General features: G+C 40.0%; 13 protein-coding genes. 1 reads left to right on the forward strand and 12 read right to left on the reverse strand.

From position 1 onward, the window contains the following. Positions 1-184: 184 nt before the first annotated feature. From ACWJAF_RS01700 to ACWJAF_RS01725, 6 genes are all read right to left on the reverse strand, one after another. Positions 185-868: an amino acid ABC transporter ATP-binding protein gene (locus tag ACWJAF_RS01700; protein ID WP_448861784.1), complete on the reverse strand. Its 684-nt coding sequence runs from the start codon at positions 866-868 to the stop codon at positions 185-187. Between the two features lie 12 nt (positions 869-880). Further along, a complete protein-coding gene (locus ACWJAF_RS01705; protein WP_448861786.1) occupies positions 881-1,531 on the reverse strand; it encodes an amino acid ABC transporter permease in 651 nt (216 codons plus the stop codon). A 108-nt stretch (positions 1,532-1,639) separates the two neighbouring features. Further along, a complete protein-coding gene (locus tag ACWJAF_RS01710) occupies positions 1,640-2,494 on the reverse strand; it encodes an amino acid ABC transporter substrate-binding protein (RefSeq protein ID WP_296032152.1) in 855 nt (284 codons plus the stop codon). A 103-nt stretch (positions 2,495-2,597) separates the two neighbouring features. Beyond that, positions 2,598-3,380: a hypothetical protein gene (locus ACWJAF_RS01715; RefSeq protein ID WP_448861788.1), complete on the reverse strand. Its 783-nt coding sequence runs from the start codon at positions 3,378-3,380 to the stop codon at positions 2,598-2,600. Further along, complete coding sequence (locus tag ACWJAF_RS01720) at positions 3,355-4,638, reverse strand: DUF5716 family protein (RefSeq protein ID WP_296093118.1); 1,284 nt, start codon at positions 4,636-4,638, stop codon at positions 3,355-3,357. The genes ACWJAF_RS01715 and ACWJAF_RS01720 overlap by 26 nt, the downstream gene beginning before the upstream one ends. 24 nt (positions 4,639-4,662) lie before the next feature. Next, positions 4,663-7,962 carry a DUF5717 family protein gene (locus ACWJAF_RS01725; RefSeq protein WP_296032157.1) on the reverse strand — a complete coding sequence of 1,100 codons (3,300 nt, stop codon included), beginning with the start codon at positions 7,960-7,962 and terminating at the stop codon, positions 4,663-4,665. Between the two features lie 200 nt (positions 7,963-8,162). On the opposite strand from ACWJAF_RS01725, the gene ACWJAF_RS01730 reads away from it, so the two are divergent. Continuing rightward, a complete protein-coding gene (locus tag ACWJAF_RS01730; RefSeq protein ID WP_448861791.1) occupies positions 8,163-9,251 on the forward strand; it encodes a pyridoxal phosphate-dependent aminotransferase in 1,089 nt (362 codons plus the stop codon). 65 nt (positions 9,252-9,316) lie between these two features. On the opposite strand, the gene ACWJAF_RS01735 is transcribed toward ACWJAF_RS01730, so the two are convergent. The 6 genes from ACWJAF_RS01735 to ACWJAF_RS01760 form a co-directional block, all read right to left on the reverse strand. After that, positions 9,317-9,661: a cupin domain-containing protein gene (locus tag ACWJAF_RS01735; RefSeq protein ID WP_296032160.1), complete on the reverse strand. Its 345-nt coding sequence runs from the start codon at positions 9,659-9,661 to the stop codon at positions 9,317-9,319. A gap of 79 nt (positions 9,662-9,740) precedes the next feature. Further along, the gene (locus ACWJAF_RS01740) at positions 9,741-11,669 is read right to left on the reverse strand and encodes an ABC transporter permease (protein ID WP_448861793.1); all 1,929 of its coding nucleotides are present in this window, start codon (positions 11,667-11,669) and stop codon (positions 9,741-9,743) included. Further along, positions 11,662-12,429, reverse strand: coding sequence for an ABC transporter ATP-binding protein (locus tag ACWJAF_RS01745; RefSeq protein ID WP_448861795.1), 768 nt, complete (start codon positions 12,427-12,429; stop codon positions 11,662-11,664). Before ACWJAF_RS01745 ends, ACWJAF_RS01740 begins: the two co-directional genes overlap by 8 nt. Before the next feature lie 130 nt (positions 12,430-12,559). Next, the gene (locus tag ACWJAF_RS01750; RefSeq protein WP_448861797.1) at positions 12,560-13,576 is read right to left on the reverse strand and encodes a sensor histidine kinase; all 1,017 of its coding nucleotides are present in this window, start codon (positions 13,574-13,576) and stop codon (positions 12,560-12,562) included. Further along, entirely contained in the window at positions 13,573-14,247 is a 675-nt protein-coding gene (locus tag ACWJAF_RS01755) for a winged helix-turn-helix domain-containing protein (RefSeq protein WP_448861799.1), read from the reverse strand. The genes ACWJAF_RS01750 and ACWJAF_RS01755 overlap by 4 nt, the downstream gene beginning before the upstream one ends. 261 nt (positions 14,248-14,508) lie before the next feature. Further along, positions 14,509-15,174, reverse strand: coding sequence for a cell wall hydrolase (locus ACWJAF_RS01760; protein ID WP_296093107.1), 666 nt, complete (start codon positions 15,172-15,174; stop codon positions 14,509-14,511). Between the last annotated feature and the right edge of the window lie 100 nt (positions 15,175-15,274).

Genomic DNA, 15,274 nt, shown 5'->3' on the forward strand with positions numbered 1-15,274 from the left:
TTGCTATATCAGTATAATACAAGGCAGACGGAAAAGCAATATTTCCACCTGCCTTGTACTTACTGTGATACATTATTTATAGCGCATCTTTTTAATAAGTTCAGCTTATATATGTGTTTTATTCATTAGAATTATGATATCTACAAGATCTGCCACATGCAAATTCTTTCGAATACATCACGATTTAATCATTAAATTTTCCGAGAAATTCTTTCATTCTTTCATTCGACGAACCGAACACTTCATCCGGAGTTCCTTCTACTGCGATTACTCCTTCATCCATAAAAATTACATAATCCGATACATTCCTTGCAAAATTCATTTCATGCGTAACGATCACCATCGTCATATGTTCCATGGCAAGCTCACGGATAACTTTCAGGATTTCCGCAGTCAGTTCGGGATCAAGCGCAGATGTCGGCTCATCAAAGAACAGGATATCCGGATTCAGTGCAAGAGCTCTGGCAATCGATACACGCTGCTGTTGTCCTCCTGAGAGCTGGCATGGATACGCATCCTCCTTATCGGAAAGTCCCATCTTTTTCAAAAGCTCTCTTGCTTCTTTGTATACCTCTTCTTTTTTTCTTTTCTGTACCTTGATCGGCGCATCCGTAATATTCTTCATGACTGAATAATGTGGAAATAGATTAAAGTTCTGGAACACCAGTCCAAAAGTCCCATCATAATTAATCACTCCCGCATCAGCAGTCTCAAGTCCTGTCGCACATCTGAGAAGTGTAGATTTTCCAGATCCGGAAGGCCCGATAATACCAAGCACCTCTCCTTTTTCCACCTTAAGAGATATGTCTTTTAGAACTTCTACTCCGTTAAAACTTTTTTTAATATTTTTCATTTCAAGCAGACTCATGATCCATTCCTCCTAGTGGTAATAATTCAGCTTTTCTTCTATTCTTTCCATAATCATCGCAACAAGCAGGTTGAATACATAATAGAAAATACCTGCTGCAATATACGGAACCATAGAAGTCTGTGCTGCTGCAATCTGTTTTGCCATTGTAAACATCTCTGTTACTGCCAGAACAAATGCAAGAGACGTATCCTTTACCAGTGTAATAATCTCATTCGTCACAGCCGGAAGAATATGTTTGCAGACCTGCGGAAATATAATACGGAAAAATGTCTGGCTTTTCGAATATCCTAATACTTTCGCCGCTTCATACTGTCCTACCGGAATTGCTTCGATCCCGCCTCTGTAGATTTCGGCAAAATATGCCGCATAGTTGATTGCAAAACCAATCAGGACTGCCGTCATACGATATCCCGTAGAAATACGCATTCCAAACAGATAATACGGTCCAAAGTATACCACCATAAGCTGCAACATCAGTGGCGTTCCTCTCATAACCGATATGTATAATTTTGAAATCCATCTGATTGGTGCAACTTTTGACATTCTTCCAAAGGCAACCACCAGACCTAACGGCAGGGAAAAAAGTAATGTCAAAACAAATATCTCAGCAGAAATCCACATTCCTCCGCCTAACTCTCTTAAAAGTGTTCCTATCTCCATTTTTTGCTTATCCTCCAGTTTCTCGACATACAATACGGCAACAAAAGGAGCCAGTCCCCTTCATGGTTGGCCCCTTCCATTCATCATCCGATGATTATGCCTTATTTATTACTGTTTTTGTCCAATGCACAGTGCACCCGGAACTCCATAATCTGCATATTTTTCGGCGATCTTATCAATTGTTCCGTCTTCTGCCATCTCATCCAGTGTCTTTTGTACTTTATCTTTCAGATCTGTATTTCCTTTTTTGAATCCGACTGCATACTGTTCTGAAGAAATCTCTTTATCAAGGATCTTATAATCATCCGGATTCTTTCTTGAATTTACCTGATAATTGGCAACTCCGATATCCATCGCAATCGCATCACATGCTCCGGACTCCAGATCCATAAAAGCTGTGTTATACTCTGCAACCTGGTTCAGATCTGCAAATGTATCTGCAAGATCTTTCTGATCTCCTTCCAGTGCTGCAAGTGCAGAAGAATCCGTCTGTACTTCTACATGCTTTCCTTTCAATCCTGCAAAATCATCAATGCCGGAATCACTTCTGACTACAACAACCTGTTTATTGTCGATATATGGATCTGACCATGTATAATCATCTTCACGGCCATTCATGGTAAATCCGTTCCAGATACAGTCAATTGTCTCGGAATTCAGTTCTGCATCTTTTGAATCCCAGTCGATTGGCTGTTTTACGAGTTTCCAGTTATTTCTGTCACATACTTCCTGTGCCAGATCAAGGTCAAATCCTACATACTCTCCACTGTCATCTTTAAAACCATATGGTGGAAACGAAGCATCAAATCCTACGATAAATGTATCATCATCATTTTCTACTTTCGCTTCTTTTGTAGATTTTTTCCCACTGTCAGACGAACCCGAATCTTTACTTCCACATCCTGCCATCACCGTTGTAGCCGCCATTGCCGTAACAAGGAGCAGTACTAATTTCTTTTTCATAACCATATCCTCCTGTATTCCTTTTACGTGTGATCCATAGCCGCTACACTCTTTTACCAGTTTAGCAGTTGATTACTTTACCACACTAAATTTCTTGGTTATATTAGCATATTCCCTGCTGTTTGTCAATCCTGCGGTAGTCCTTTTTCCATTCTTCCAGCTTTTCTTCCGGAATATCCAGCCCTATCTCCTTTTTTGTCCGCTCAATCTGTTCCTTTAACTCTGTATTCAGATCAGAAAGGACCGGATTGCCGGAAATCAGTTTTTCATATTCTTCCTGTGACATTGCTCTGTAGCAGCTGTATAAATACGCCTTCAGAAGCTCCTGCTCTTCACAGATCTTATAAGCCTCATGATAAGCTTTCGCTGCTTCTTCATATAAGAACTGATGACCGTACGCCGCTGCCATGCTTGCATACACTCTTCCATAGAATTTTGAATCTACTGATTCGTCTCTTTCTTTGTTAAGAATCGCCTGATATACCAGTATTGCTGCCTCATATTCTTTGCTGTTCTGAAGACTGTCGGCTTTGTATTTTTCTTTTTCCACATTTTTCTGTGACTGCAGCTGTTCCAGAACATTTTTCATTTTATTGATTTCGGCTGCTGTATAGATTTCTGATTTTCTCAAAATCGTGAGGATAAAGTCCTCCATCGAACAATCCTCTCTTAATTTTTCTCTCAGTTCATCTGCCATCTCTATAAGTTCCAGTTCGTCTGCAAGCCACTTGCACAGTCTGTCATTTACAATGGTATAATCTATCAGATACAGATTATTACAAATATAGTAACACAATTCCTCTATCGTATAGATTCTCATATGAATCCTGGATATTTCAAAAGGTCGTCTGGCCCGTTTTTTATGACAAAGAATTAAACTGCCCATTGATACCTCCCAAATGTAATTCCTTTTCTATCATGAAATCTGATGCCGGATAAAATTCACCAAATCCCATATCCTTAAACCGGAGCATGCAGGTCTGCTCATCCATGAACATCACTTCAATCTGTAATCTCAGGGAATAATCATTTCTCTGCGGAAGTCCTTCCAGCGGAATACTCTCTACCCTGAGTTCTTCTCCGGTAAGTGTCTCTATATGGATTTCTATATCTGATGTATCTTCCAGCAGCACTTCCCACTGTCCGTCTGCTTCATACCAGTGTGTTCCCCATGAAACAATCGGATACCATCCTTCCTGTCCGGCAATCCGCATCCGCAGGGATATCTGTTCTGTCAGCTTTGTTCCATCCAGATAGATTGGTCCCTCATCGTATTTCTGTGCATAGCGCATAGATGAATAACATGCACCTTTGCTATATAAATTATTGCCGATAAATGCTCTTCGTCCATTGCATAACACCCTAAGAGAGTTCGGATACCAGTTATTCTCGAATCCCTCTCCAGTAAGATATACCGATGATACCACCTTTTTATCGAATACATTCTGAATGAAAGATTTGAAACTTTCATCTGCATCCTTCGCCTTATCTTCATTCAAAACTGGATAAATCGCTTCCAGTTCCTTCATATGGGCATTGGCCACTTCCTCTACGGTAACAAACATATCACTTCTTCTTCCGCCTGTTGTATTCAGCCTGCGCAGCATGTAGGCACGTATCTCCTGTGCGTCACAGTAAAAAAGTGCTGATTCGTACTGCCATAATTCTTTTGGCTGGTAGAACATGTACTGACAGAAGCTTTCTTTATAATCCTGTACGTATACACGCTCTCCAGGTACACCTATATGCCTTCCGATCCCTTTTAACATCTTCGACATATCTACATTTGTATACGGAACAGAAAATGTAATACAGTCGATTTCTTCAAAATGCTTTAACGTAAGACTGATGAATTTTGACAGCAGCCAGACTCCGTCATGAATCTTATCTCCCACCTGTACTTTTTTTCTCTTTACTGCTTTCTGGAACAGATCCGTAATCATATTACCTTCTCCGAACTCCATCAGCTGTTTTGCTTCCTGTCCATATACCCAGTGATCTTTATAATAGCCCAAAATCAGAGGAATCTGATAATTATCTGATGCCACTTCCATCGTCTCCGGTTCTTCCATGTTCTCGTTGTAATAACTGATCTGACAGTTTTTTTCATTCAGATCATATCCAACAACACATCTTTTTGTCATTACCATCTCCTCCTTTCCATTTCTTTAATATACTTTAAATATCTGATCTGCCATACGTTCTTCTTCTTCAAAATCCAGCATGGTCTTTAATTTTATCGCCGAAGTATTCATTGCTGTCAGTTCATTCAGTCTCTGATACTTTCCAACCGGCTTACGGTTTTCTATCGGCTTTAAGTCCTTTTTCTCTGTTGTCATCACCTTATTATCTTCCGTCTCCTGGAAATAATAATTGACTGACTCATCGTGATAAAGGATGAACTGTTTGACATACAGACATTCATACATCGGCAGCATAGCTTCTGCATGATATCCCAGTTCTTCCCGTTCTCCCTGCTTCATTTTATAATAAAGCTTCACTTTCTTTCCTGGTTTACACCGGTAAAGCACCATCACTTTATTATAAAGCTGCACTTCTCTTAACCATTCTTCCTTATATCCAAGATATGCTGGGAATACCATCTGCTTTTCACACATTTCCCGGAGAAGCTGATGCAATATCACTTCCATATCTTCCGAATAGTCTTTATCCGAATAATAGATCAAAAGCGCAATTTTGCAGATATCCGGAAGTTTTTCTTCCTGTTCGAACTCCTGTGCAATGATCTCAAATACACATTTGTCTAATTTTCGTCCGCCTACTACATATTCCCTGGAAACATAAGCAAGATATGCCTGCTTCAGACGGAAATATACAATGTCCGACATATAATAATCTTCAAAAATATGCTCTTCTTCGAACAGCGTCTCCGAAAATACCATCTGTGTAATCAGTCTCTCACTAACCTTTTCCGAAGGTATGCCATACTGTTTCAGCACTTTCCATAGACGTTTCATATCACTGATCGGTCCACAGTAATATTCCGCCAGATACGTAAGTGTTACTTTATCGTACTGGCCGCGGTCAAACATCTCAAATGTAAGAGCACTCAGGAAATCTTCCTCTGTATAATTTTCTTCCCGTATTCTCTTACTGCACAGCATGAACAGATCTTTATCATCAAAATTTTCTATATCTTTGCTTTCCTGCAGTTTTTCATAATCCGGCTTTTCTTTTTCTGGTTCCGGATCCCAGATTCCATTCGATACCGCATATTTTCTGCACATATCTACGAATTTTGGTTCATAGAATAACCGCTTTGTTTCATACGGAATAGAATCTGTGTAATGGCGTCCTTCTACTGATTCCCATACAATTCTTGACTCTTTATCGTAGAGATAGATGATTGCTCCATCTACATCATCGTATGGAATTCTCTGCCGCACGGCACCATCTTTTTCAATTACAAGAATACACTTCATATTCGGGACTTTGGTTCTGACCTCATATGAATAGCAGACATCCCGCATCGCCTGCATCCGTTCTGCAAGCATCTCATCTTCTTTACAGAATCTCTTATACAGGATACGAAGTGATTCTGTGATATGCCTTTTCATCAGCTGATCCCATGTAAATGCAATCATCTGTTCTTTGTAATTTTTAAAGATTTCGCTTTGCGATTCTTCATATGTCAGTATATTGGCATACAGATATGCTGCTTTTTTATAATTCAGCGAATTGCCATGCATAAAATATAATACCAATGGCTTTGGAAGCTGGCCATGCGCCCGCTCCTCATCAAGCGTCATCATATAATATTCATACAGCTGCGCAATCCTAAGCTCTGCATCAACCGCTTTTTTATACCATATGAAATATCTCTTCTGCGTCTTATTTCCTTTGATCAGCAATGTACAGATAGTATTCAGAATCATCGGCTCATCATATGTCTTATAGATACGTTCCAGTATTCTGAACAGCTTACTGCTGTAATTTTTCTGCTGGCTTGCAAAATTTGAGACATACAGCGCAAGTTCTTTTGTCATCATGCGGTATTTTGTCGCAAAATTCAGCACCTGGATTTCAAATACCCCAAGCTTTTTTAATAACGCCGGCTTTTCCTTATAGCACAGATAAGCTTCCATATAGAACAATACCGAATGAATACCGTATTCAAACTGCTCTTCCAGCAGTTCCAGACGTTTATACGGATTCTTATATCTCGGATCCAGGTTCAGGATCATTGCAAGGATCCACCATGAATCCTGATGTCTCATATATGTCTTACCAATCTCATCCAGTACCCGGTCTTCATAATCTTCATCACCACGGATTTTAGCTGTCAGATAAAGGTAATAACAATTCGTAAGCGGATCTTTTCCGATTGCAAAACGGTTATAATTATAATTTTCCAGAATCCACTTTGCTTCTTCTACTTTATTCCCGATCAGATAGATATTTGCTAACATCAACTGATAGATTTCATTCATCGGCTCCATCTTCCGGAGTTCGACGGCTCTTTCAATGGCACTTTCCACCCAGTTTTCCAGCTTTATCCTTCCAGCCACATAACCTACATATTCCTTAATGATCTGTGCCATTAAAAGTTCTGCCATACGGTGGTCTTCATCATAATCCTGATTCTGCACTACTTCCACTTCATATGTCAGCGTCTCATATGGCGTCACAAGCTTCAGCGCACCATAATTACGGCCACCATGAAGCTTCTCCGTTCTTATAACGTACTCGATTTCATGTGTATTACCCACAAAATCTTCCGTACTGATCTCTGGTCTTGAAACCTTCAGGAAATCACCGACTGTCACAATCCTGATCGGCATATACCCCCACGTATTCTTCATAATCGTAAGAGTTCCCTTTGTAGATTCTGTCAGATCTTCAAACAGCATTCCTTCTCCCTGTAACGTCAGGAAAATACATTCTTTCTGTTTGATACCGACCATGAATTCCTCCATAGCCTGCTCTCCAAGAGACCATTTGCGCATATTATCATAGAGGTAAAACGTTCTCTCATTTTCATATTTTAATATTTCATAGAATTCTTTTGACCGGAACAGTCTTCCTGCTTCCGAAAAATCCTTAATCGCCAATTTGCGGAAATCATCTGTTCCCTGTACTTTTCCATATGAAGTCATTACATATGGTTTTTCTATAATTGCCGTAAATGTCAGTTCGTATTCCCCTCCGGTACATACGACTGTAAATTTTCCTTTTTCGACATGTCCAGGACGAAGGCCGCGTCCGTCATAAGTAAATTCTACTTTTGTCGGATTTCCTTCAAATCCCTGATCTTTAAAATGAACACGAAAAGAAGACGAGTATACCAAACCTCGTATTCTGCCTTCATTATTCGCTCGCATGGTAAAACTTCCTCTGTATACTTCCCCTTCTCCTATAATGAGAACAAGATTGGTTTCATCGAATATCACATCCGGCCGTACCAGCTGAAAGTCACCCTTCGAAAATTTCTGGATTTTATTTTTCAAGTCCTACACCTGCTTCTTTCGTTGCTTTTTTCTTAAAACATACTATAATAAATTATAGCATTGTTTGTCAACTGCTGGCAATGCCGTAAACTGAAAATCTTAAAATTATAAAAAACGTTGCTGCAGTCCAAAGATGAGCATCTTTCAAGTCCTGCTTTTCAAAAGAACCGCAGCAAACTGTTATGATAGGATGGAATGCTATGAAAAACAAACCAGAATTTCACGGAAGTGATCTTGAAAAAATTGCAAATTATTATCATCTTGATAAGGAAAAAATTGTCCTTTTCGGCGCAAATGTAAATCCTCTCGGATTATCTGACCAGGTAAAGAAAGATCTTGCAGAGCACCTTGACATCATAAGCAGCTACCCGGACCGCAACTATACAGGCCTAAAAAAAGCCATTTCCGAATACACAGGTACGCAGCCTGAACACATTGTTGTAGGCAATGGTTCTACGGAACTGATCTCCCTTCTTATTAACCAGCGTGCTCCCAAAAAAGCTCTTCTTCTCGGACCAACTTATTCTGAATATGCAAGAGAACTGAATCTGGTCGGCGGTACATTGGAATATTATAATTTAAAAGAGCCGGATCATTTTCAATTAGACCTTCCGGGCCTGACTGCCACTCTTGAAAGTGATATCGAATTACTCATTATCTGTAATCCGAACAATCCGACTTCATCTGCCATCAGCACCGATGAGATGAAGCAGATTTTAAGCATCTGTAAGTCTTTGAATATCTTTGTCATGATTGATGAAACCTATATTGAATTTGCACCAGAAGATGCAGTCCTTTCTGCCATTCCACTGGTGTCTGAATTCGACAATTTTATGGTCATACGCGGGGTATCCAAATTCTTTGCAGCTCCGGGACTTCGTTTTGGTTATGGTATTACCAGCAATCAGGAATTTTTACAGACACTTCTTACCCACCAGAATCCATGGAGCCTTAACAGCGTCGGAGCCTATGCCGGTGAACGTATGTTAAAAGATACCACATACATTCAAAAAACCTGGAAGCTGATTGATTCCGAACGTACCCGTATGTGTAAGGAGCTCTCCCAACTGGATACTGTAAAAATCTATCCGGCTTATGCGAATTTTATACTGGTTCGTATCTTAAAAGAAGGGGTTACTTCATTTGATGTCTTTGAAAAAGCAATTCATCAGAATCTTATGATCCGCGACTGCTCTTCTTTTGAAAGTCTTGACGGGGAATATGTACGCTTTTGCATCATGATGCCGGAAGATAATGACCGGTTATTGGAAGTATTCCGGAATTTATAATCTTTTGAAGATAACAAGAGGAACATATGTCTGGCATATGTTCCTCTTGTTATTTTCTTTGCATACTATTTTTTCAGAATCAAAGCCATGAAAGTCATCTCTTCATCACCGGTATTTTTAATACCATGTCCGTCTCCGTCTTTGCATAAGAACAGATCTCCAGGATTCGCCGGCTGTTTTTCTCCATTATCATCGTATGTTCCGTGTCCTGTAAGAATGAAATAAGATTCTGTCTCTCCGTGATGTTCATGATATCCAACTTCGCATCCAGGATCCAGGTGAATTCGTGCATACATTCTACAGGCTTCTCCTACTTCTTCTGAAGTCACCATTGCTTCTCTTATAATATATCCGTCACCACCATTTACATGTTCTACTTTTACTAAATTTCTTTCGCCGTCTTTTGTCATTTTTTCAGTTCCTCCTTGATTCGCAAAACGTTCTAAGAAAACAATACAACCTGACGGATACAAAGTCAATGAAAATTAATTAATTCACGATCCGGTAATATTCTTTTGCGGTTATACTGTAAACGATAATATAGAACACTGCAAAAACACCTATCGTTATTACTGTACAACCTGCAAATAATGGTACATTTGTAAGATTCAACACTCCCAGGATTTTTGTCATGACTTTAAAAGCCACAGCAACATGGATTACCGCTACAATCAAAGGCATGAAAAATACACTCAGCACCTGACTTCTAATCGAACGTTTCACTTCTTTTTTGCTCATACCGACTTTTTGCATGATCTGATAACGTTCTCTGTCGTCATACCCTTCTGATATCTGCTTATAGTAAATGATCAGAACCGTCGCCATGACAAACAGACTTCCCAGATAAATGCCAATGAAAAACAGTCCTCCGTATAATTCATAGAAAGAAGAGCGGCTTAGCATACGGCTTTCCATCGTTCCTTCCGGAATCTGTTCATAAAATTCTTTTTCTATACGTTCCAGAGCTTCTTTTTGTTTTTTCTCTTCTCCTTTCAGGTTAAATTTATCCGCATAAGAAAATGGCTGAATCCGTTCAATCTGTTCTGCGTCTGCAAATACAAGATATAATGTCTTATACATTTCAGTCGTGCTTTTTGGCTGACTTTTCATCTCTCCTGGTTCTTCTTTCACCTGATAGGTCTGATCTGCGATCGTAATCTTGTCTTTTCCGTGTGTACCATTCGTACAGTAAGCCAGTATCTCATCTTCATTCAGTGAAATATGCTTCTTTTCTATCCGGTTATACTCTTCCTGTGAAAGCATCTCTACATAATAAAAGTTTTTATCTGGATAGTATTGTTCTACCTTCTCCAGGTTATTCCCCTTTAAAACAGCATTTATGCTTCCATATCTGTAGCTCACCCTGTCGGTGATCTTTACATTACTTTTCTTACATTGCTCTTTTATAAGCCTGTCGATCATTTCTTCATTGTCTATATCTGCCTTATTGCAGACGATGGAAACATCTCTTGGAAAACGGGAGTCCAGAATGTCTTCCATTCCGGCATACAACGATACGGTTGTAGATACCATGACCAGCACCATCGTACTGAGCACACAGATGTTTGCAAGGCCTGCTCCATTTTGCTTCATGCGATAGAGCATCCCGGACACACTTGTAAAATGCTTTGGATTGTAATAATATGCTTTATTTTTCCTGAGTATTTTCAAAACCACAATACTTCCGGCAATAAAAAGTGCATATGTTCCTATGATCACACAAACCACAGCAACGAAGAATTTCAAAAGTGCCTCTAATGGGGCTTCTGTTGTAAGTGCAATCCAGTATCCGCATCCAAGTGCTGCCACACCGATCACTACGAGAAGCCATCTGCTTTTTGGCTCTTTTTCGCCCTGGTTGCCTCCATGCAGAAGTTCGACCGGATTCACCAGCTGTATCTGCAGGACATTATACACATAGGTCAGAAGAAAAATCACAGCAAACAAAAGTACCGTATGTCCGATTGCAGTTCCATTAACCGAAAACTGCATATCCACACTATTATGCATAATCTTAAGAAGCAGCAGGTACATCAGTTTCCCAAATATGATCCCGGACAGCAGTCCTCCGAGAATACTGATCCCGGCAGTCAGAATCGTCTCTACTGCCATCATCCGCGCAATATGGCGTTTTCCCATTCCCAGAATATTATATACGCCGATCTCTTTTTTCCGTCGTTTGATCAGGAAGCTGTTCGTATAGAACAGGAAAATCACAGCAAATACGATGATCACACCAGTTGCATACTGCAGACATATCTGCAAAGTATTCATCGCCACTCCTTTTCCTCGGCTCAGCGCATCTATCATATAAAACATCATAACGGTGAGAACTGCAGTGATAATATACGGCACATATGTTTTCCGGTTATTTTTCAGATTCGTGACTGCAAGTTTTTCATATATAAAACTATTCATCACTCTCACCTCCTACCACCAGGACTTTTAAGGTATTTGCAATCTTCTGGTACATCTCTTCATTCTTAAGATTGCCTCTGAACAGCTGATGGAACACTTTACCATCTTTGATAAACAGAACTCTTTTTGCACTGCTGGCTGCTTTTACACTATGTGTTACCATAACAATTGTCTGGCCATCTTGATTAATTGTTGCAAACAAGTTCATCAGATTGTCTGCTGCCTTTGAATCCAATGCTCCTGAAGGTTCATCCGCCAGGATTAGCTGCGGATTCGTGATCAGCGCTCTTGCAATCGCTGCCCTTTGCTTTTGTCCTCCGGATACTTCATAAGGATATTTATCAAGAAGCCTCTCTATTCCAAGCTTTTCTGCAATCGGCTTTAATCTCTGCTCCATCTCCGGATATTTTTTTCCAGATAAAACCAGCGGCAGAAAGATATTATCCTTTAACGAAAATGTATCCAGCAGATTAAAATCCTGAAATACAAATCCCAGATTCTGTCTTCGAAATGCCGCAATCTCTTTTTCTTTTAATTTTCCAAGATCCCGTTCTTTCAGATAAACCTTCCCTTCTGTCGGTTTATCAAGTGCCGCCAGGATGTTAAGAAGCGTCGTCTTACCGGATCCGGACTCTCCCATGATCGCCACATATTCCCCGCGCTCTACGGTAAAGCTTACGTTTTTTAATGCTTCTACCTGATTGCTTCCGAATCTTGTGGTATATATTTTCTTCACATTTTTTACTTCTAATAATGCCATAACATTTCTTCCTTTCTTTTTTCAGATCTCTCATTTACGATCTCTATTATAAGAAAAGAGGAAATGCGCTGCCATCGAAGCAGGTGACATTTCCCCTGTCTAACCTTACATTCCTGTAAGGTTCCATTCTTTATTCCGGATCCCAGTCTTTTCTGGACAGATCAACATATACACAGGTCCCGTGCCCGATATCTGATTCTATCCAGATCCCGTGTCCTAACCTTTTCATGATCTTTTTACATAAATATAATCCTATTCCGGTTGATTTTTTATCTGCCCGGCCATTATAACCGGTAAATCCTTTTTCAAATACTCTCGGCAGATCTTCTGCCTGTATCCCGATTCCGTTATCTTCTATTATCAGAAGCATCCTGTTATCTTTTTCTTCCTTATATATCCTGATCACACCAGCACTTCTGATATATTTTAATGCATTAGAAAGGATCTGTTCGATAACAAATCCCAGCCATTTTTCATCCGTTAGCACATTCTGACCTGTCGGCTGGTATTCCAGACGGATCTTTTGCAATATGAACATCTGCGAATACTTCCGCACAGACTGCTTCAGTATCTTATCTAACGGAACCTGCTCTATCTGAAGATCCGAAGACATATCCTCCATCCTGAGATAAGTCAGCACCATCTCTACATACTGTTCCATCTTAAAAAGCTCCATCTTAATCTCTTTTATCTTTGTAAGCTCCGGATATTCCGCTTCCATTCCCTGAAGCAGTATATGCATTGCCGCAATCGGCGTCTTGATCTGATGCGCCCACATTCCATAATAATCTGCAAGATCCTGTCTGGCAATCTGATCTTCGGATTTTATCTCTGCCAGTTTTTCACTTAGCATTGTTATTATTTCCTGATAATCAGCTTCCAGGAGATTTCTGTATTGCGGAAGATTATCCGCACATTCCTGCGGTACTTTCCTTAAGCTTTCCAGAATCAGATGCTTCTTCCGGAACCGGCAGAACTCCGTTGCTTCATAAAGCAACAGCCATACAGCCACCAGAAGCAGTGCATATCTTAATTCATCTATCCGGATATTATAAAGGAAAGCTACAACGACAAAGATTCCCACCGTCCCGGCATATAAACTGATTTCTCTTCCTTTGTCTTTTAAAAATGCTGTTATTAATTTCATGCTTCCACCATATACCCAATTCCTTTTTTGGTTGTAATCTTCTCTCCCAGCCCGATCTGATCCAGTTTCTTACGAAGTCTTGCCACATTTACCGTAAGTGTATTATCATCAATGAATTCATCGCTGTCCCAAAGTCTTGTCATAATCGTCTCGCGGGTTACAATCTTTCCTGCATTTTCCAGCAATATCTGTAGTATCCGGAATTCATTTTTCGTAAGATTCAGTTTCCTGTCCTGATATAATAAAGTTGTATCTGACAGGTTAAGAATCGCACCATTCCACTCCATAACATCGGACGTTCCTCTGAATTCATAAGTCCTTCTAAGTACTGCCTGTACTTTGGCCGTCACCACATTCAGGTCAAATGGTTTCTCTATAAACTCATCCCCACCCATATTCATTGCCATTACAATATTCATATTATCGTTTGCAGAAGACAGGAATATGATCGGAACTTTTGATATCTTCCGAATCTCCTGACACCAGTGGAATCCATTAAAAAAAGGAAGTACGATATCCAGAAGTACAAGCTGTGGATCAAATGCTACATATTTTTCCATGACGTTTCTAAAATCAGTTATGCATTCCACCTGATAATTCCATCTTTCCAAATGTGTTTTCAATCCGCCTGCAATTGTCTCTTCGTCTTCCACGATTAATATTTTATACAATTTTTGTTCCCCCGACACCTGTTCATTTTATATTTCATATCTCTGCCAACGGCTGCTGTTCCTTTATGCATTGGCATACAAAAAACGTCCATCCCGACAACTTCTCTTACATATGATAAGAGGGCAAAAGCCAATCTGATGCTTTTGCCCTCTCATCGTAATACATTTTTTATATGCTTGTCAATTCTGGTTTTCTTAAGATTTCTTTCGAATTTTCCCGTAAGAATATACCCAGATCCGACATTCTCTTTCACAAAATAATTAATGGAAATAATGTGCTCCGATCTTCATTCCGGAACCACCCTGGTCAAAATACAGGCAGCTTCCAATCGGATTCGAACCGTTCAGTGCATCGATCGCAGCCTGCATGGCCGTCTGTGTATAACCGGCTGAATTTCTGACTTTGTTAAGCCATCCGGTAGCAACCGGTGAAAACTGGCCAGATTGATAGATGACGCCTTCTATTGTATTTGGAAATGTCCCGCTTTTTACACGGTTCATAATAACCGCTCCTACGGCAACCTGTCCTTCATATGACTGATTTCCCGCCTCGCAGAAAATGATGGATGCCATCAGTTCCTGATTCTGTCTTACATAAGCCTCCTGCGCTTCTCTTGCTTCACGTTCCGCCTGTTCTCTCGCTTCCTGCTCTGCTTTTTCTCTTGCGAGACGCTCTTCCTCTTCTTTTTTTGCTATATTTTCTTCAATAATCTGCTGCTGTTCCTGTGCCATCTCCTGAGTGGATGCAATCAGATCCTGTGAGATTGCCACAGCTGCGGCATGTGTATTTGTATCTTCCTCTTTTGTATCTGTGATAGTTGTAACTTCTGGCTGTCTAGAGGCTGCCTGGCTTGTGAATCCAGTTGCTGTTACTGTACATGCTACAAGGAGCACGAACATATTTCTCAGTCTCTTAGCTTTTAACATGATAATGATACCCTCCTGATTTGTTTCAATGATTTACATTTCTTTTAATAAATTATATTCATTTTTTTCAATATTATTACGTTTATTACAGAAATGTTAC

Source organism: Dorea sp. (genome assembly GCF_977044405.1).